Source organism: Streptococcus sanguinis SK49 (genome assembly GCF_000212815.1).
Lineage (GTDB): Bacteria > Bacillota > Bacilli > Lactobacillales > Streptococcaceae > Streptococcus > Streptococcus sanguinis_C.
In genome coordinates, this window is sequence record NZ_GL890985.1 from 509,367 (window position 1) to 527,247 (window position 17,881).

General features: G+C 40.2%; 20 protein-coding genes. 19 read left to right on the plus strand and 1 reads right to left on the minus strand.

Annotation, left to right across the window (positions count from 1 at the left end; genetic code table 11):
* The first annotated feature begins 12 nt into the window (after positions 1-12).
* The 6 genes from HMPREF9380_RS08375 (at position 13) to HMPREF9380_RS08360 (ending at position 2,564) form a co-directional block, all read left to right on the plus strand.
* On the plus strand, positions 13-363 hold the full coding sequence (locus HMPREF9380_RS08375) for a hypothetical protein (RefSeq protein ID WP_002932351.1): 351 nt from the start codon (positions 13-15) through the stop codon (positions 361-363).
* Between the two features lie 159 nt (positions 364-522).
* Positions 523-687: a hypothetical protein gene (locus tag HMPREF9380_RS11890; RefSeq protein WP_002898136.1), complete on the plus strand. Its 165-nt coding sequence runs from the start codon at positions 523-525 to the stop codon at positions 685-687.
* Positions 688-837: a hypothetical protein gene (locus tag HMPREF9380_RS11695; protein WP_002898135.1), complete on the plus strand. Its 150-nt coding sequence runs from the start codon at positions 688-690 to the stop codon at positions 835-837.
* A 3-nt stretch (positions 838-840) separates the two neighbouring features.
* On the plus strand, positions 841-1,353 hold the full coding sequence (locus HMPREF9380_RS08370; protein WP_002932352.1) for an immunity 70 family protein: 513 nt from the start codon (positions 841-843) through the stop codon (positions 1,351-1,353).
* A 204-nt stretch (positions 1,354-1,557) separates the two neighbouring features.
* Positions 1,558-1,962 carry a barstar family protein gene (locus tag HMPREF9380_RS08365; protein WP_002932354.1) on the plus strand — a complete coding sequence of 135 codons (405 nt, stop codon included), beginning with the start codon at positions 1,558-1,560 and terminating at the stop codon, positions 1,960-1,962.
* Positions 1,963-2,201: 239 nt separating this feature from the next.
* A complete protein-coding gene (locus tag HMPREF9380_RS08360) occupies positions 2,202-2,564 on the plus strand; it encodes a hypothetical protein (RefSeq protein WP_002898130.1) in 363 nt (120 codons plus the stop codon).
* Between the two features lie 204 nt (positions 2,565-2,768).
* On the opposite strand, the gene HMPREF9380_RS08355 is transcribed toward HMPREF9380_RS08360, so the two are convergent.
* Positions 2,769-3,221: a universal stress protein gene (locus tag HMPREF9380_RS08355; protein WP_002915801.1), complete on the minus strand. Its 453-nt coding sequence runs from the start codon at positions 3,219-3,221 to the stop codon at positions 2,769-2,771.
* Between the two features lie 344 nt (positions 3,222-3,565).
* Between HMPREF9380_RS08355 and HMPREF9380_RS08350 the strand changes: the two genes are divergently transcribed.
* From HMPREF9380_RS08350 to HMPREF9380_RS08300, 13 genes are all read left to right on the plus strand, one after another.
* Positions 3,566-4,780, plus strand: a complete 1,215-nt coding sequence (locus HMPREF9380_RS08350; RefSeq protein ID WP_009659361.1) for a pyridoxal phosphate-dependent aminotransferase — start codon at positions 3,566-3,568, stop codon at positions 4,778-4,780.
* Positions 4,781-5,076: 296 nt separating this feature from the next.
* Positions 5,077-7,692, plus strand: coding sequence for an SEC10/PgrA surface exclusion domain-containing protein (locus tag HMPREF9380_RS08345; protein ID WP_050540538.1), 2,616 nt, complete (start codon positions 5,077-5,079; stop codon positions 7,690-7,692).
* 180 nt (positions 7,693-7,872) lie between these two features.
* Entirely contained in the window at positions 7,873-8,661 is a 789-nt protein-coding gene (gene codY / locus HMPREF9380_RS08340) for a GTP-sensing pleiotropic transcriptional regulator CodY (RefSeq protein ID WP_002896308.1), read from the plus strand.
* Positions 8,661-9,218 (plus strand): cysteine hydrolase family protein, encoded by a 558-nt coding sequence (locus tag HMPREF9380_RS08335; protein ID WP_002932357.1) that lies wholly within the window; start codon positions 8,661-8,663, stop codon positions 9,216-9,218. The genes codY and HMPREF9380_RS08335 overlap by 1 nt, the downstream gene beginning before the upstream one ends.
* Before the next feature lie 311 nt (positions 9,219-9,529).
* Positions 9,530-11,266: an aspartate--tRNA ligase gene (aspS, locus tag HMPREF9380_RS08330; RefSeq protein ID WP_002932358.1), complete on the plus strand. Its 1,737-nt coding sequence runs from the start codon at positions 9,530-9,532 to the stop codon at positions 11,264-11,266.
* A 203-nt stretch (positions 11,267-11,469) separates the two neighbouring features.
* Positions 11,470-11,772, plus strand: coding sequence for an Asp-tRNA(Asn)/Glu-tRNA(Gln) amidotransferase subunit GatC (gatC, locus tag HMPREF9380_RS08325; protein ID WP_002932359.1), 303 nt, complete (start codon positions 11,470-11,472; stop codon positions 11,770-11,772).
* Positions 11,772-13,238, plus strand: coding sequence for an Asp-tRNA(Asn)/Glu-tRNA(Gln) amidotransferase subunit GatA (gene gatA, locus HMPREF9380_RS08320; protein ID WP_002932360.1), 1,467 nt, complete (start codon positions 11,772-11,774; stop codon positions 13,236-13,238). Before gatC ends, gatA begins: the two co-directional genes overlap by 1 nt.
* Positions 13,238-14,671: an Asp-tRNA(Asn)/Glu-tRNA(Gln) amidotransferase subunit GatB gene (gatB, locus tag HMPREF9380_RS08315; protein WP_002932367.1), complete on the plus strand. Its 1,434-nt coding sequence runs from the start codon at positions 13,238-13,240 to the stop codon at positions 14,669-14,671. Before gatA ends, gatB begins: the two co-directional genes overlap by 1 nt.
* A 559-nt stretch (positions 14,672-15,230) precedes the next feature.
* Positions 15,231-16,505, plus strand: coding sequence for an alpha/beta hydrolase family protein (locus tag HMPREF9380_RS08310; protein ID WP_002932376.1), 1,275 nt, complete (start codon positions 15,231-15,233; stop codon positions 16,503-16,505).
* Positions 16,498-16,914 carry a hypothetical protein gene (locus HMPREF9380_RS08305; RefSeq protein ID WP_002932379.1) on the plus strand — a complete coding sequence of 139 codons (417 nt, stop codon included), beginning with the start codon at positions 16,498-16,500 and terminating at the stop codon, positions 16,912-16,914. The genes HMPREF9380_RS08310 and HMPREF9380_RS08305 overlap by 8 nt, the downstream gene beginning before the upstream one ends.
* Positions 16,914-17,084 (plus strand): hypothetical protein, encoded by a 171-nt coding sequence (locus HMPREF9380_RS11980; RefSeq protein WP_002932384.1) that lies wholly within the window; start codon positions 16,914-16,916, stop codon positions 17,082-17,084. Before HMPREF9380_RS08305 ends, HMPREF9380_RS11980 begins: the two co-directional genes overlap by 1 nt.
* 39 nt (positions 17,085-17,123) lie before the next feature.
* A complete protein-coding gene (locus tag HMPREF9380_RS11985) occupies positions 17,124-17,348 on the plus strand; it encodes a hypothetical protein (protein WP_002932385.1) in 225 nt (74 codons plus the stop codon).
* Between the two features lie 80 nt (positions 17,349-17,428).
* Complete coding sequence (locus tag HMPREF9380_RS08300; RefSeq protein ID WP_002932386.1) at positions 17,429-17,785, plus strand: hypothetical protein; 357 nt, start codon at positions 17,429-17,431, stop codon at positions 17,783-17,785.
* The last annotated feature ends 96 nt before the right edge of the window (positions 17,786-17,881 follow it).

Here is a 17,881-nt window from a genome sequence, read left to right on the forward strand (position 1 = left end):
CAAAATAATTTAATGGTGAATATTCTTAAAAAAATTAAAACCAAAACTTATAATAATAAAGATTTAATAAGTAATATAGATTTAATAAGTAATATAGATTTAAATCCAATTGTGTCTTATCACATAATAAAAGAAATTGTTAATAGTGATATCTATGATGTTGATGTTATAAATAAATTAAAAGAAATTTCAGTCAGACTTTCGATGGAAGATTCAGTTTTAGGCCCAATTTGTTTGGGGCACATGTCCTTAGCCACATTAAGAAAATTAGGGATTGACTTAAGGGAAACAGAAACTGGTTCAGCTATTTCTGATTATGACTGGGGATTAGTTGATAAATTTTATAACGAAAATGGGTGGTGAATATATAAATTAATTTTTCAAACATGGGGATCAATTTAATAATTTACAGTCTTATTCTAAAAAATATTTGAAAAATGTAAACGAAGTCATTAGAATGGAATAGAGATTGAGATTCAGATTCAGTATAGAGGGGAATCGACTAGAGCTTTTGTCAGGTTTATGGGAAATGATTCAAGAGGAAATGCGAAGTTTGAATTTGTTGGGATAAGTTCTGAAGGGAATATTGCAACATATCATACAAAATCTGGGAAAGATTTTTGGGAAAAGGTGAATAATGGTGAATTTATCAAAAATATTAATCCAGTGATGTGGGGAAAACAATAGATGACTAAAATGAAAATAATTTCACTTGATGAAACAGATAATATTATTATTCAAATTGGTAATCGAAAATTTGAAGCGATGCTATCTATGGCACTGTATTTCTCTGACCATGTAGTTGGAAAAATTATTTCTCGCAAGTATATAGATTGAAATATGATTCAAGAGAAGAGCCTCAGAGCTTGTTTACAAAAATTTCAAGATAAATACTCCAGAAATCTGAAATTCTATTCAAGAGAGCGTGAGGAACTTATGACGGTTGGTTTAAAAGTAGATTTATATTGGTATTCTATTGGAACAGGAGATTTTCTCCACTCGTTTTTTTCAACAATTTGTGTTCGTTTAGAAAATAATGTTTGGGGGAGCAGATTTCCTATTTTGATGAATGAGTTATATAGTGGAAAGCTAGAGCCACACAAGTTGGAGGAGGCTTTGCGTGAATTGGAGACCATCCAAAAGGAATTGGAAAGAATTAATCCTAATCAAGTTGTTTGGGATAATGAAGACAGAAGTAAAATGCCTCCATGGGGTGACAATATCAGTCCAGATATCAAAGATCTATCAGATTATTTTGTGACAAGTAGTGGAAAGAATCTAATTTCTGTGATAAAAAGAGCTTTGTTGGATGCTATAGATGAACGAGTTGAACTTGAAATAAAGAGTTTATGAAATGTCATGACTGATTAGAATTAAATTTTTTATGAAGAATCCAATATCGATTCATAAAACTATTACACGGCTTGGGATTACTCAGGTCGTGTAATTCTTCAAAATAGACCTCTATCTCAAAAACTAGCTAAGGTTGATCCTGCTTTCAATAAAAGAATAGACCATTATAAAACATTTAAAAAAATAGAATAGAGGTTTGAAATCGTGAAAAACAAAATTCATTACATTACAAAGTTTAAATTGCAAGACCTGTTACCTTTCAGCGGCTTTGTAGCAATTTTTGATGGGAAGCAGATCCAAAACAAAGAAGAGTTATTCCGTTTTCTTGAAAAAACTGTCGGCCTTCCTGATACGAATAATTGGTCATCTATTACGGATTGGCTGACAGACTTATCATGGTTAAAATCTGAAGAATACACTTTTGTTTTTGAAAATTATGATGGTTTCTTAAAAAATGACTTAATGTCCAAAGATTTATTTTTAGAAATTTTGGAAGAAGATGTTCTTCCTTGGTGGGAAAGTGATGTTGAAAAACATGTTGTTGGCGGTAAGGCCAAGAGTTTTCAAGTTTACATAGTGGAGAATTCAAAAATGGGAAAAATTTTTTAGGGAGTTGCCTTAAGGTAACAAATTTGATGATCCATATAGCGGTCTATTCATGTCAGAAACTGAGAGGGCTAATCGCAACTATGCAATTGATCGTTATTTCCTAATGGACAGTCAGAAATTACTTAGTTGGCGTGATCCTAATTACACGGCGAAGTTCAATCATTACATTCTTGAAGAAAGTATCAATCCGATTACGCTAAGCCATCTAGTCTAGGATTTGAACGTTAAGGAGAAATTTAATGATTTTTGTAAAAAAAATAGAATGGATAGATATTGATACCAAAGAAGCGGATGTCACTTTATCGGATAATCAATATGAATTAGTTTGCTTTTCAGATGAATTTTTTGGAAAGATTGGCGGAAAGTTTGATGACATGCTGTATGCTATTGTTGATGGAGACGTATATAAAAGTGAAGATAATCTATTTCTAGTAAAGCATCTGAATAATTTTGAATATTTTATAATTGCCAAAATATTTGATAAAACAAGAAATATCGCTCAGGTAGGAGAATTTTTGATTAATATAGGTGGAGGAATTCCAAATGATCTTGAGAATGGTGAATTTGTTGAATTTCGTGCTAGACGGATTGATATTTACTAATGCTCAGTGAAAGCTATACAAAAAATTAATTAACTCTATTGGAAGAGATTTTTGAAGACTACCAAGAAACGCAGAATTTACTGTAACGGTGACAAAAAAATTTAATGGTGAATATTCTTAAAAAATTAAAACTAAAACCTATAAAAATATCTCGCATAAACAAAAAAACTAGAGCAGATGTGTAGTGCACATCTGCTCTAGTTTTTATAAAGTCTTTTCAGAGTCTCTGACCACCAGCAAGTCAACCTTGGCATGACGCAGGATATATTCGGAGGAAGAGCCGACTAGCAGCCGTTCAAAGGCATTGAGACCGGTAGCACCGACCATGATCAGATCTACCTTGTGCTCTTCTGGGATATCTGTAGCTAAGAGAGTCTTGGGATTGCCCATTTCAATGACAATGTCAACATGCTTGACACCGGATTTTTGAGCTTTTTCTTTCAACTCAGCTGTCAGCTTTTTGGCATCTTCTTGTAAGTCCTCGTAGACATCTGCATCAAAGGTTGAGACACTTTGCAAAGCCCGGGTGTCAATGACATGGGCGATAGTGAGACGAGAGCCGTTTCGGAGAGCCACATTAACACCCTTTTCAAAGGCTAGTTCGGATTCGTGAGAACCGTCCACAGCAACCATAATGTTTTCATATTTCTGAGTCATAGAGCTACCTCCTCTAAAATGGTCGGCAAAGGACGTCGCATCATTCACAGAATGATTGGGCTGACCAAAAATCAATCAATCCATAACGTCCGAGTGACTTGCAACTATTTTCTTGTTTCTATTGTAACCCTTTTCAGAAAAAAAGTAAAGATAAAATGGAAATGCTGTCAGAAAATTACAAGCAGAAAAAGATTCCTTTACTTTGAGGGGTTAGAAAAGGAATAGTGCTCTTTATCTTATAAATCGCTTCATAATCGCGTGAAAAGTGAGCTTATTTTTTTGTTGTCAATCGCTTTTTCTGGTGGTATAATGATAACATTCTGATGAATAGAGGAAAAATAAGAATGAAAGAATTTGACAAGTCCAGCAAGCTGGAACATGTTGCCTATGATATTCGCGGTCCGGTTTTGGATGAAGCTATGCGCATGCGGGCCAACGGTGAAAAGATTCTCCGCCTCAATACAGGAAATCCGGCTGAATTTGGTTTTACCGCTCCGGATGAGGTCATTCATGATTTGATTATGAATGCGCGTGACAGTGAGGGTTACTCTGACTCCAAGGGGATTTTTTCAGCCCGTAAGGCTATCATGCAGTACTGCCAGCTTAAGAATTTTCCTAATGTAGATATTGATGATATTTATCTGGGAAATGGCGTCAGCGAGCTGATTGTCATGTCCATGCAGGGCTTGCTAGATGATGGGGATGAGGTGCTGGTACCAATGCCGGACTACCCACTCTGGACGGCAGCAGTCAGCCTGGCTGGTGGGAATGCTGTTCACTATGTCTGTGATGAGCAGGCAGAATGGTATCCAGATATTGACGATATCAAGTCAAAAATCACATCTAATACCAAGGCTATCATTATCATCAACCCTAACAATCCAACGGGAGCGCTTTATCCTAAGGAACTTCTGCTGGAAATTGTGGAAATTGCTCGTCAGAACAATCTCATTATCTTTGCGGATGAAATTTATGACCGCATGGTGATGGACGGCAATGTCCATACCTCTGTGGCTAGTCTGGCTCCTGATATCTTCTGTGTCAGCATGAATGGCCTTTCCAAGTCGCACCGAATCGCAGGCTTCCGTGTTGGCTGGATGGTGCTATCTGGGCCTAAGCATCATGTTAAGGGTTATATTGAAGGGTTAAACATGCTCTCCAATATGCGCCTGTGCTCCAATGTCTTGGCTCAGCAAGTCGTCCAAACCTCACTTGGCGGTCATCAATCTGTGGATGAACTGCTTTTGCCAGGTGGTCGTATCTATGAACAGCGTAATTTCATCTATCAGGCTATTCAGGACATCCCGGGACTGTCAGCTGTAAAACCTAAAGCTGGTCTCTATATTTTCCCGAAAATTGACCGGAACATGTATCATATCGACGATGATGAGCAGTTTGTGCTCAATTTCCTCAAGCAGGAAAAAGTCCTTCTCGTCCATGGACGAGGCTTTAACTGGAAAGACCCAGATCATTTCCGCATCGTTTATCTGCCTCGAGTAGATGAGCTAGCTCAAATCCAAGAAAAAATGACGCGCTTCTTGCGCCAATATCGCCGTTAAGCACATATTATAGATAGGTAGCTCGAGAGAGCTATCTATTTTTATTTCGTCTTTAAATTGTAAAGAAATAAAAATTTTTGTTAAAAAAGTTGGAAATAAATATTGGCAAAATTGACAAAGTGTATTCATGACGGGCTTTTTTATAAAGAAAGACATGACAATTTAATGACATTTTAACTAATTATCCTAATAAAAAAATCAAATGTCTTAGTTGACATCTTTTGCAATAAACGTAAACGTGGTAAAATTATTTCGTCATTTATTATTCTATGATAAAAAATAAAGGAGAACATTTTATGTTTAAAAAGATGCTCAGTGCATTGTCGATGGGAGCTGTTGCTCTATCAATTTTTTTTGCTAAAGGTGTTAAAGCCGATCAGTTGGTGGAAGAAAATTCTTCCTCAGAGGATGCGACTGCGCAAAGCGCAGAGAATCATACTTCTACTTCAGTAGTAACTCAAGGTGAAGTAGAAGCTGCAAAAACTGCCCTTGATCAGGCCAATCAGGCAACAGTAGAAGGTCAAGAAGCAGAAACTGCTGCTGATCAGGCCGTAGCTGTGGCTAGAAATCAATTACAGGAAGCTCAACAAAATATTGAAACAGCAGAATCAGCTGTTCAATCTGCTCCTGAAGCTTTAAAAAAAGTTCAAGAAGATATTGAGTCTAAGGAGATTATAGTTCAAAATGCCCAAGCCGAGTTAGCAAACCGTCAGAATGAGTTAGGAGCAGCACAGTCTGAGGCAGAGAAACAAGCTCAATCTGTTGCAGCTTCACAAGAGAAAGTAGCTACAGCAGAATCTAAAGTAAATCAGGCTAAAAGCGATGTTGATGCAGCAAAGACAGCTCTAACAATTTCTAATTCTGATGCAATAACTAATCTTGAAAATGCCAAAGAAAAAGTCTCTGCAAGTCAGGCTGCTGTGGATAAAGCAAAGCAGAATCTAGAAAAAGCTAATCAATCAGAAAATGACCGACAGAAAAAGTTAGCAGAAGCAGCAACGAATAAGAGTAAGGCCGATGATGAGGTGGTAGCAACTAAGCAAAAGCTTGATGGTGCTAATGCTCGAGCAGATAAAGCTCAGTCTGAGCTAGAAACAGCAGCAGCGGCTCTAAATGCTGCGAAAGCTGCTAATAATAGTGGAAGTATCGCCACTTCAAATAACAAGAACACATTTTATATGACTCCTGAGTATATTTCTGCTTTGAAGCAACTAGCGGATCCTAATACCCCTCAGTCACAAATCAGTCAAATTGAAGAAACTTTGAAAGCTGTGAATGACAAAGCGAAGTCTTATAATAATTACGTGGCAGATCCTACTGATAGCCAGACGTTGATTGATACAAATAATATACCTTATGATGTGCGATTGCAACTTTCTCAGTTCGCTTCTGAATTAATAAATCAAATTCGTGCGCAGATGGGGACTGGCGAGACTGTTGTTACTCCTTCCGCGCTTGATTTTGCTGATAAGGTAGCCCGTGAGTACAAAAATGATAATTGGTCTTGGGATTTAATGAATCGTTACCATCATGATGCTTGGGGAATTAATCGTGTAGCAAGGGAATATGGTCTAATAACAACTAGTTCTGAACAAGAACAACAAGGTGTTCAGTATTATGAAAATGCTTATATTTGGAAGGCTAATAAAGCTCAAATGAGCTTAGCAGATATGAAACATGACATTTATTCTTCTTTGGTCGAATTTATGTATAATGGATATGAGTGGCTACATGCTAAATCAATTTCTGGCTTAAATACAGGTAGTCAAAAGAACTATTTAGGTGTTGATTTTTCAATGGAAAGTGATATTACCGTTGCTCACTTTACAATGGTTTCTGAAGATCAAGTAAGTTCTGCTAGTAAAAATAATTTCAATGCAACACCGATTGTGAGTAATACAACTGAAAATACAGGAACAGCAGATCCAGAAAAATTGTCTCAAGCGCAAGCTGCCTATGATTCAGCTCTAGTAGCTAATAATGAAGCGAAAGCGAATAAGGAGGAAGCGCAATCGGCTTATGACAAAGCTCAATTAGCTGCTACTCAAGCCCAGTCAGCCTTTGAGGAAGCTAGTCAAACGCCATTGGATGTTTCACAGGCTCAAAAAGATGTAGAAGATACAGAGAAGCAACTAGCAGCTGATAAAGATGCTTTAATTCAAGCTCAAGAAGTTGTTAATAATATAGATGGCGATAGAAGTAAGAAAGAGGAAGAACTTGCTAAAGCTGAGGCAGAACTTACTGCCGCTCAAAATAATTTAGTACAGGCTCAGGATGAAATTTCTAAAAAACAAAAAGAATTAGAAAAAGCCCAGTCAGCTGTAGCTGCTGCGACTGAAAAACGTGATTCCGCTCAAGCGGAGCTTTCTAAAGCTCAATCATCTTTGGAAGAAGCGAAGAAAAATTTGGCTAATTTAGAGCAAGCGGAAGAAAACCTCTCCAAGGCAAAGGCTGCTCTTGATATTGCGAAGCAAGAAGTTTCAAAAGCAGAAGCTGTTCAAGCAGCTGCTAGAAAACGATTGGTAGAGCTAAAAGCGGCTCAGGCAGCTGCCCAAGCGACCTACGATCGTTTATCTGCTCAGCTAAATTCTCAAAAGGCACAGGAGCGTGATGACCATTATAGAAGAATTTTGGACCAAACTGAGAAAAATTTAGAATCGCAAGCCCAATCAAAACAGCAAAGTTTAGATTCAAATAATTTGAATGATCCGCAAATCTTATCAATGAAAGATAAAAAATCTGAAGGAGAGATTCAAATCTTATCTAGAAGACAGGATCATTCAAACGTTTCTAACAAGTATATTCTACCGAATACAGGTATGAAGCTATCAATTTTGAATCAGATTAGTGGGATTATTCTTATTTCTGCTAGTTTTATATTATTTAGCTGGAAAAAAAGAGAGGAAAAATAAAAACAGTCAATTGACTGTTTTTTCTCTCTATAAAAGCTAAGAAAGGTCAAATAAAAGGTTTATAAAGTAGTGATTTTATAGAATTGTATGTAATTGTTTTTCAATAAAAAATTTTCAGATAATTATTGAAATTTTACTGCTTTTATGTTACAATGAAGCTAATAAATATGAGGTAATAATATGGCCGATTTACTAGAAAAAACACGAAAAATTACGTCTATTCTGAAACGCTCGGAAGAGCAGATGCAGGAAGATTTGCCCTATAATGCTATTACGCGTCAGTTGGCTGATATTATCCACTGCAATGCCTGTATTATCAATAGCAAGGGACGTCTACTAGGCTATTTCATGCGCTATAAGACCAATAATGACCGTGTAGAAGCTTTTTTCCAAGATAAGAATTTCCCAGAGGAGTATGTCCAAGAAGCCAATCTGGTTTATGAAACGGAGGCTAATCTGCCAGTTACGCATGATTTGACGATTTTTCCGGTAGAGACCAAGGATGATTTTCCAGATGGCCTGACTACTATTGCTCCCATCCATGTTTCAGGGATTCGTTTGGGCTCATTGATTATCTGGCGCAATGACAAGGAATTTGCGGACGATGATCTGATTTTGGTTGAGATTGCCAGCACAGTGGTTGGTATCCAGCTGCTTAACTTCCAGCGGGAAGAGGATGAGAAAAATATCCGCCGCCGGACAGCAGTGACCATGGCAGTCAATACCCTGTCTTACTCAGAACTGAGAGCTGTTTCAGCAATTTTGGGCGAGCTCAATGGCAATGAAGGCCAGCTGACTGCATCTGTTATTGCTGATCGCATTGGGATTACCCGTTCAGTGATTGTTAATGCCTTGCGCAAGCTGGAAAGTGCTGGGATTATTGAAAGCCGCTCGCTGGGGATGAAAGGAACTTATTTGAAAGTTCTTATTCCGGATGTCTTTGATGAAATTAAAAAGAGGGACTATTAATGGCTAAAGCACTAATTTCCATTGATTATACAGTTGATTTTGTCGCAGATGAGGGCAAGTTGACAGCAGGAGCGCCCGCTCAGGCAATTTCTGAAGCCATTGCTCAAGTGACTGAGGCAGCTTTTGACCGAGGCGATTATATCTTCTTTGCTATTGATGCCCATGATGAGAATGATGCCTTTCATCCTGAGAGCAAGCTGTTTCCGCTTCATAACATCATAGGAACTAGCGGTCGCAATCTTTATGGCCCTTTGGCTGATTTTTATGACAAGCATCAAGCAGACTCTCGGGTCTTTTGGATGGATAAGCGCCATTATTCTGCTTTTTCTGGTACGGATTTAGATATCCGCCTGCGGGAAAGAAAGGTAGATACGGTTATTTTGACAGGGGTCTTGACGGATATTTGCGTCTTGCATACAGCGATTGATGCCTATAATCTTGGTTATCAGATTCAGGTGGTAGAGCCAGCTGTGGCTTCTCTGTCAGAGGAAAATCACAAATTTGCCTTAAACCACTTGCAAAATGTCTTGGGTTCGACTATAATAGATACAATTTAAGAGTAAAAGAGAAGCAGAGTAGGCTTGCTGACTTGCACAGAGAGTGCTGATAGCTGAGAGCAGCACCAAGAAAGCAAAAACCGAAGAACATGTTTCGTAATCTTTTGTGTGATTAAGCACAAACGTCGCTCACGTTACGAGCTCAGAGGCTGCCTTTTAGGGCGGCGAATAACAGTGGTACCACGGCTTTCGTCTGTTTCATAGACGAAAGCTTTTTATTTTGCAGTAGGTCAAGTGAAGACGATGGGGAAGTATAGCTAATATCCTGAACAACAGGGCGGAGCTACAAATTGATTTGAGAGGGAAAGAACATGAAAGAAATTTTTATCGGAAACTATGGTTTAGAGCAAGTCGGACAGACCATGACCGCGACTGGCTGGGTAGCCAATATCCGCAATCACGGCAAACTAGCCTTTATTGAGTTGCGGGACCGCGAGGGCTTGCTTCAGGTCTTCGTTGGCGGTGAGATTGAAGATTTTGCCAAGCTGGAAGACATTGGCAAAGAGGATGTTATTGCAGTGACAGGACAAGTCGTTCAGCGGGAAGAGCGTTTTGTCAACAAGTCCATCAAGTCTGGTCAGGTTGAGCTGAGGGCAGAGAAGATTGAGGTTATTGCTAGCAGTAAGACCCTGCCTTTTGAGCTGGACCAGCATGCTCATACAGGGGAAGACCTGCGTCAGAAATACCGCTACCTGGACTTGCGGCGTGAGAAGATGACACATAACCTCAAACTGCGTCACCAGGTCACCTCAACCATTCGGGAATATTTGAATGGTTTGGACTTTTTGGAAGTCGAGACGCCTTATCTGACTAAGTCAACACCTGAAGGAGCTAGGGATTTCTTGGTTCCTAGTCGGGTCTTTAAAAATCAATTCTACGCGCTGCCTCAGAGCCCACAGATGCTCAAGCAGTTGCTGATGGGAGCTGGCCTCGAGCGCTATTATCAGATTGTTCGTTGTTTCCGTGACGAAGATTTGCGGGGAGACCGTCAGCCAGAGTTTACCCAGGTGGATTTGGAGCTGAGTTTTGCTAACGAGGAAGAAATCCGAGCTCTGGTTGAAGCTATGCTCAAGGCTGTCGTCAAGAAAACTCATGGTTTAGAGTTGACAGAAGATTTTCCAACTATCAGCTATGAAGAGGCTATGAGCCGTTTTGGCTCTGATAAGCCAGATACACGCTTTGGATTAGAGCTGAAGAGTTTGACAGATTTGTGCCAGTCCAATGATTCGCTTCTCATCAAGAAAGCTTTGGACAACCAAGAGGAAGTGATGGGAATCTGTGTGCCCGATGCGGCTAGCGCTTTTAGCAAGAAACAGCTCAGTCATTTTTACCAGGAAATGAAGGAACTTGGCTGCAGTCGTTTCGCCAGTCTAAAGGTTGGAAATGGCCAGTTAGTTGGTGATTTGGCTAGTACCTTTGAAGCTGAAAGTCAGGAGTTGCTGGAACGTTTTGAGACCAAGGATGGAGATTTGATTCTGCTAGTCATGGCTAAGAAGCGTCGGGCTCAGGAAGCTTTGGGACATTTGCGCATAGAAGTCGCAAAAGCTTTGGATTTGATTGACCCGAGTCTGCTTCATTTCCTCTGGGTTGTGGGTTGGCCGCTGCTGGAGTGGAATGAAGACCAAAACCGCTATCAAGCCATGCACCATCCTTTCACACAGGGCATCTTTGAAGATGGACAAGAGCCAGACCAATTCCGTAGCCATGCCTACGACATCGTCTTGAATGGCTATGAAATCGGCGGTGGGAGTCTACGGATTCATGACCGGAAGGCTCAGGAAGCGATGTTTGAGCTATTGGGCATGAGCCGAGAAGACTATGAGCGGGACTTTGGTTTCTTCCTAGAAGCCTTAGAATACGGCTTCCCACCACACGGCGGTTTGGCTCTAGGCTTAGATCGCTTGGTTATGATTTTGGCTGGGGAAGAAAATATCCGACAAGTCATCGCTTTTCCCAAAAATGGTACTGGCTTTGATCCTATGCTGGAAAGTCCGAGTTTGGTTGACCAAAGACAGCTCAAAGAACTGCATTTGGAATTGAAGAATTAGCCTGAAATATGGTAAAATGAAATGATGCGAATTCCTGAAGAATGGCAGGAAGAAGCTGAAGAAAAGAGCTAGCGGATAGCAAATAAATGAGCGTCCCTAGCTTGTCAAAGTAAAGGTGAGCTGAAGCTTGGAAATAAAGATGTCATCTAGAAATTGTTATTTTCAGTCGCTAAAGCTCACATATCTTATGAAAGGAATCAGAGATGAAGATTACTCAAGAAGAAGTAAGTCACGTTGCTAAGCTGTCAAAACTGGCTTTCTCACCAGAAGAAACGGCTGAGTTTGCGACGACCTTAACCAAGATTGTTGACATGGTCGAATTACTCAATGAAGTGGATACGGAGGGTGTACCTTTCACTTCCAATGTAGCTGCCAATATCAACTATATGCGAGAAGATGTGGCTCAGCTGGGCTGGAACCGGGAAGAACTTTTCCAAAATGTACCTGAAAAAGAGCGGGGCTACATCAAAGTGCCTGCCATCCTAGATGACGGAGGAGATGCCTAATGACTTTTAATCACAAGACCGTTGAAGAGTTGCATGATTTGCTGGTCAAGAAAGAAATTTCTGCGGTAGAGTTAACTCAGGCAACTTTGGCAGATATCAAGGAACGTGAAGCAGCAGTGGATAGCTTCATTACTGTCAGCGAAGAGGAGGCTTTGGCTCAGGCTGAGGCTCTGGATGTTAAGGGCATTGATGCGGACAATCTTATGAGCGGAATTCCGCTGGCAGTTAAGGACAATATCTCAACCAAGGGAATGTTGACGACGGCTGCTTCTAAGATACTCTACAATTACAAGCCGATTTTCGATGCGACTAGCGTAGAGAAGCTTTACGGTAAGGATATGATTATCGTTGGGAAGACCAACATGGATGAGTTTGCCATGGGTGGTTCTAGCGAAAACTCTTACTTTAAGACGACTAAGAATGCTTGGGACAGCAGCAAGGTTCCTGGTGGATCATCTGGTGGTTCAGCGACAGCTGTTGCCTCTGGTCAGGTTCGTCTGTCACTGGGTTCAGATACGGGTGGTTCTATTCGTCAACCGGCTTCCTTTAACGGTGTAGTCGGCCTCAAGCCAACCTACGGTCGGGTTTCTCGTTTTGGTCTCATTGCTTTTGGTTCTTCTTTAGATCAGATTGGACCTTTCTCTCAGACAGTTAAGGAAAATGCCCAGCTTTTGAATGTTATTTCTGGTAATGATCCTAAGGACTCTACATCATCACAAGAAGCAGTACCAGACTTTACCAGCAAGATTGGCCAAGACATCAAGGGCATGAAGATTGCCCTGCCTAAGGAATACATGGGTGAGGGAATTGATAGTAAGGTCAAGGAAACAATTTTAGCAGCAGCGAAGCACTTGGAAAGTCTAGGAGCTATCGTTGAAGAAGTCAGTCTGCCCCACAGCAAGTACGGCGTGGCTGTTTACTATATCATTGCTTCTTCTGAAGCCAGCTCTAACCTGCAGCGTTTTGACGGTATTCGCTATGGCTACCGCGCAGAAGGCATTGAAAATCTAGAAGATGTCTATGTCAAATCTCGCAGTGAAGGCTTTGGTGAAGAGGTGAAACGCCGCATCATGCTGGGAACTTTCAGTCTGTCATCTGGTTACTACGATGCCTACTTCAAGAAAGCTGGTCAGGTTCGGACCTTGATTATGCAGGATTTTGCCAAGGTTTTTGAAAAATATGATTTGATCTTAGGTCCAACTGCACCAACTGTAGCTTATGACTTGGGCAGTCAAAACCAAGATCCAGTGGCCATGTATCTGGCTGACCTGTTGACCATTCCAGTCAATCTGGCTGGCCTGCCAGGTATTTCAATCCCAGCTGGCTTTGTAGATGGTCTTCCTGTTGGCCTGCAGCTGATTGGGAACCACTTCGATGAAGCGACCATCTATCAGACAGCGGCAGCATTTGAAGCAACGACTGACTACCACAAACAGCAGCCAGTTATCTTTGGAGGTGAAAAATAATGAACTTTGAAACAGTTATCGGACTGGAAGTCCATGTTGAATTGAAGACCAATTCAAAAATTTTCTCACCGGCTCCAGCTCACTTCGGTGAAGATCCCAATGCCAACACCAATATCATTGACTGGTCTTTCCCTGGTGTTCTGCCTGTTATGAACAAGGGTGTCATTGACTACGGTATCAAGGCTGCTCTGGCTTTGAACATGGACATTCACCAAAAAATGCACTTTGACCGCAAGAATTACTTCTATCCGGACAATCCAAAAGCTTATCAAATTTCTCAGTTTGATGAGCCGATTGGCTACAATGGTTGGATTGAGATTGAGCTAGAAGACGGCACGACCAAGAAAATCCGTATCGAGCGGGCCCACTTGGAAGAAGATGCCGGAAAGAATACCCACGGCAGTGACGGCTACTCTTATGTGGACCTCAACCGCCAAGGGGTGCCGCTGATTGAGATTGTATCAGAAGCGGATATGCGCAGTCCAGAAGAAGCTTATGCCTATCTGACTGCCCTCAAGGAAATCATCCAGTACACGGGCATTTCGGATGTCAAGATGGAAGAGGGTTCCATGCGGGTGGATGCCAATATTTCTATCCGTCCTTACGGTCAGGAAGAATTTGGTACCAAGACTGAGCTGAAAAACCTTAACTCCTTCAACTTTGTCCGCAAGGGTCTGGCATTTGAGGAAAAGCGCCAAGCTGAAATCCTACGCAGCGGTGGTCAAATTCGTCAGGAAACCCGTCGTTATGACGAAGCAACTGGCGAAACCCTGCTCATGCGGGTTAAGGAAGGTTCAGCGGACTACCGTTACTTCCCAGAGCCTGATCTACCTATCTTTGAGATTGAGGATGCTTGGATTGAGCAAGTACGCAGTAGCTTGCCAGCCTTTCCAAAAGAGCGCCGAGCTAAGTATGTGGGCGATTACGGTCTGTCTGACTACGATGCTAAGCAGCTGACAGCGACGAAGGCTGTGTCAGACTTCTTTGAAGCAGCTCTTGCAGCAGGTGGTGATGCTAAGGCTGTCTCTAACTGGCTCCAAGGGGAAGTGGCTCAATACCTCAATGCCGAAGGCAAGACCATCTCTGAGATTGAGCTGACACCTGAGAACCTGACTGAAATGATTGCATTGATTTCAGACGGAACGATTTCTTCTAAGATTGCTAAGAAGGTCTTTGTCCATCTAGCTAAAAACGGTGGCTCTGCCAAGGAATATGTGCAGAAAGCAGGCCTGATTCAAATCTCAGACCCAGCCCAGCTTCTTCCAATCATCCAAGAAGTATTTGCCAACAATGAAAAAGCTATTAATGACTATAAGGGCGGCAATAAGAATGCGGCTAAATCCCTGATCGGTCAATTGATGAAGGCTACTAAGGGGCAAGCCAACCCACAAGTAGCGCAAAAACTGCTTAATGAAGAGTTGGAGAAATTATAGAAATAAGTAGAAAACCAGCCGTGAGGCTGGTTTTTGTTGTGTAGAAATTAAAAAAATAGCAATGATGATGTTATTAGGAGAGAATGGGATGATTATGTTAGCTGGATGTAGTTAAAATAGTAGTCAAAAATTTATTGAAGGGAAGGCAGTTGAGCTCAGCAAGTTCTAACCAACAGAAAATTTGGAAGACCTGTTTGATAAGTTTCCGAGTTGGTTTAGTATTTGGAGTGAAGATCTTTATGATGACAAGGAAAGGGAGGGGTACTTGTTCCAATCTGTAAAGTTAAAAGGTAATATTGAGACTCAAAGAATTACTGGGACTATTTATGGAAGAAAGTAACTATTGATAATGATAAAGAACATACATAAATACTCTATGAAGGTGAAATTGTTTATCAAGATGGGATGATTCAATTGAAGCCTCTTTAGGTAAATGTAACGATAAGGAATCCTAAACGATTGCTACAAGAATTTACGATTAATAGAGACGTCTTATCAAAATTAAAAATTGGCGTGAAAAGTTATAGTATTGGAATACATAAATAATATGAGGTAAAAAATGGGTGAAGAAAAAACAGTTACTCTTGATGTAACCATTCCAACACTAGATGCCTCTCAATTAAGCTATGAATTTGAAAAAGCAAGAATTAAAGGGGTCGAAGGGACAAATAATTTATTAAGAGAATATTCGAAACAAGAAAATGTTGCAATGCCCGAGAATTTCGAGTATGTGTCCAGTTTTCGTGACCCTGATACAGGAACCAGTGGGGCTGCCTTTAAAGATACTACAAGTGGAAAAACCATTATTGCTTATACAGGAACCAATCCTGATACTGACTTGGCAAATGATGCAATCCTGACAGATGGAATCGGTATTGGGGTTGGAACGGGTCACCATTACAGCTCGGCTTATCAGTTTTACGAGGATGTCCTTAAAAAGAACAACTTGAATCCAGAAGATGTTATCTTGACAGGTCACTCACTAGGAGGGAATGTTGCTCAGCGTGTAGCTCTGAAATACAATGCTCCTAAAACCATTGTCTATAACTCAGCTCCTCTCTATGTTCCTACAGGTGCAGTTATTGGGAATGGACTCATAGGTAATCCTTTGTTAGCACTCGCTTCCGCAAAAAATATAGCTGAGATAGAAAGTGACAAAGCTCAGTTTACAGGAAGTGTGACTCGTATTACAACAGAGCAAGATCCTCTTAATAAATGGTCTGATCGTTTTGGTGGAGTTTATTTGGGTGATGAATATGTCATTCCACATTCAGGTGGTCACTTAATGGGTGATTTGAGGGCGGTTAGTGGTGATATCCAGAAGATTGAACAGTCTACTATTGCTATAGAGAACGTCGAAAGAAGTACTCAAGTCAAATTAAAGGGCGTTCAAAGTAAAAAAGAACGATTCAAAGTCAATGATATCGGTACGGGTTCTCCAAATGGATTGTCCAAGGCAGAACTAATTGCACTAGATTCTGAGCAAGCGTTGGTCGTCGCTAGCGGTTTATCTACTGCCTCAACAGCAGCTATCACCTTTATAGAAGCAAAAGTGACAAGTGCTGTTGAGAAGGCCAAAGCATTGTACGATACTCTTGATGATGTACCTTTTGGCTTCATCCTCTCTCCCGATGAAGTCAAGCAAACCTATAACGAAAGTGGCGTGAATTATAGCTCTACAGTAGAAGCGGTGGATAGTCATTGTCAATCAGTTAAATCAAATGCAGATACGATTGCAACTTCTTTTGTAGACTTGGAGACAAAAATTAAGGCAGGGGTTGAACAAATTGTTCAAAAAGATACAGAACTACAAGGATTAATTGCTCATGGATAAGTGGAGTAAGATTAGGGCTAAGCTAGTGGATGCCCAAGAAGAGCTCTATAAGATTAATGATAAGTTTAGAAAGTCCAAGGATGACCTGGACACCAAATGGGGGTTATTGAATGAGTTTAATAAGGGTCTGAATCAAAAATTTGATGAAAAATATTCCATTGTGTTATCAGCTTATTCAAAAATGCCTGATGCGACTGAGGACATGCTTGAAGCTGCGGTAGGAACAATTGAACGATATAGGATGGTGAATGAAGAAGAGTTTTTGACTCGGCGACACGAGCTGGAAAGAGAATATAATGACTTAGAAGATAGATATAAAAAAGAATATCGAAAACAAGAGAGGGTTATTGTGCAACTTTCTAGTGAGTTAAAATCATACCTGACAGATGAGGAACAGGAGGAAAATTGATGGGATTATTTGAAGATGTTGGCAATGGAATTTATGATTTTGCCTCAGATACACTGGATAACATAGGTAATATAGTCTCTGAACTCAACGGTATGGCCAGAGACAATATCCCAATAGTAAGGGATGTAGAAGATAGCATACATGGAGCTTACGATTGGGGGATGGATTAATTACGATCTAATGAAGCTTACAGTAAAATCGAAAAAGACTTGGAAAGAGCACTTATCCGTACTTTATATGTTCCTGCTAAAAATCGAGCAATAGCTCGTATTATTAAGGGGTTTGATAAAGAAGTAAAGGAAATCGGTGAAAAAACCAAGAAAACGATTGATTCCGTAAATAATCAAATCGATTCAGAAATTAAAGGCGAGTTTTCAACTGCCACTCAGGATTCAGTTAATAAAGAAAATCTCAAATGGGAACAGTTGGTTTAGTTTTACCATAGATTCTGTTAAATTTTATATCTTCTTTTACCTTCTATGTTAAAATAATTAAAAAAACAAAGGAGTCTTTTATGTCGGAAATCAAAGTGAAACGTGGGACAGGTTTTGTTGGAATTATTGGAAAGTTTCCAATCTTTATCAATGATCAGAAAGTTGGCGTAATTAAGAATGGTGACGAGGCTGTTTTTCCTATTGAGGGAGAAGAAGCGGTTGTTCGTGTAGGAGCAGCTCCTATGAAAACCAAGCCAGTGACAGTTAAAGCAGGACAAACCTTGCTGATTGAAACAAATTTTATTAATGTTTCTATTTGTTTAGGAACTTTAGTGGTTGCTTTTCTATTTGGCGGATTGCTCCGTGCGATACTCTTGATTCTTTATATTGTTTTAATGTTTCTTTTTCCGTTTTACTCGGCTAGAATTGCAGAATAAGTCTAGGACCAGCTGATGCTGGTTTTTTGTATGCTATTTTTTGAAAATGTAGCTAATCTTTTGACAAGATTTCTGAAAGGGTTTACAATAAAACTA

Bases quoted from the DNA above. Each gene is read 5' to 3' on its own strand.
- HMPREF9380_RS08335 (WP_002932357.1), top strand. From the start codon at position 8,661: ATGGCTAAAGCACTAATTTCCATTGATTATACAGTTGATTTTGTCGCA.
- gatA (WP_002932360.1), top strand. From the start codon at position 11,772: ATGACTTTTAATCACAAGACCGTTGAAGAGTTGCATGATTTGCTGGTC.
- HMPREF9380_RS08350 (WP_009659361.1), top strand. From the start codon at position 3,566: ATGAAAGAATTTGACAAGTCCAGCAAGCTGGAACATGTTGCCTATGAT.
- HMPREF9380_RS11890 (WP_002898136.1), top strand. From the start codon at position 523: ATGGGAAATGATTCAAGAGGAAATGCGAAGTTTGAATTTGTTGGGATA.
- HMPREF9380_RS08375 (WP_002932351.1), top strand. From the start codon at position 13: ATGGTGAATATTCTTAAAAAAATTAAAACCAAAACTTATAATAATAAA.
- HMPREF9380_RS11695 (WP_002898135.1), top strand. From the start codon at position 688: ATGACTAAAATGAAAATAATTTCACTTGATGAAACAGATAATATTATT.
- aspS (WP_002932358.1), top strand. From the start codon at position 9,530: ATGAAAGAAATTTTTATCGGAAACTATGGTTTAGAGCAAGTCGGACAG.
- codY (WP_002896308.1), top strand. From the start codon at position 7,873: ATGGCCGATTTACTAGAAAAAACACGAAAAATTACGTCTATTCTGAAA.
- HMPREF9380_RS08300 (WP_002932386.1), top strand. From the start codon at position 17,429: ATGTCGGAAATCAAAGTGAAACGTGGGACAGGTTTTGTTGGAATTATT.
- HMPREF9380_RS08360 (WP_002898130.1), top strand. From the start codon at position 2,202: ATGATTTTTGTAAAAAAAATAGAATGGATAGATATTGATACCAAAGAA.
- HMPREF9380_RS08355 (WP_002915801.1), bottom strand. From the start codon at position 3,221: ATGACTCAGAAATATGAAAACATTATGGTTGCTGTGGACGGTTCTCAC.
- gatC (WP_002932359.1), top strand. From the start codon at position 11,470: ATGAAGATTACTCAAGAAGAAGTAAGTCACGTTGCTAAGCTGTCAAAA.
- HMPREF9380_RS11980 (WP_002932384.1), top strand. From the start codon at position 16,914: ATGGGATTATTTGAAGATGTTGGCAATGGAATTTATGATTTTGCCTCA.
- gatB (WP_002932367.1), top strand. From the start codon at position 13,238: ATGAACTTTGAAACAGTTATCGGACTGGAAGTCCATGTTGAATTGAAG.
- HMPREF9380_RS08310 (WP_002932376.1), top strand. From the start codon at position 15,231: ATGGGTGAAGAAAAAACAGTTACTCTTGATGTAACCATTCCAACACTA.
- HMPREF9380_RS08345 (WP_050540538.1), top strand. From the start codon at position 5,077: ATGTTTAAAAAGATGCTCAGTGCATTGTCGATGGGAGCTGTTGCTCTA.
- HMPREF9380_RS08305 (WP_002932379.1), top strand. From the start codon at position 16,498: ATGGATAAGTGGAGTAAGATTAGGGCTAAGCTAGTGGATGCCCAAGAA.
- HMPREF9380_RS08370 (WP_002932352.1), top strand. From the start codon at position 841: ATGATTCAAGAGAAGAGCCTCAGAGCTTGTTTACAAAAATTTCAAGAT.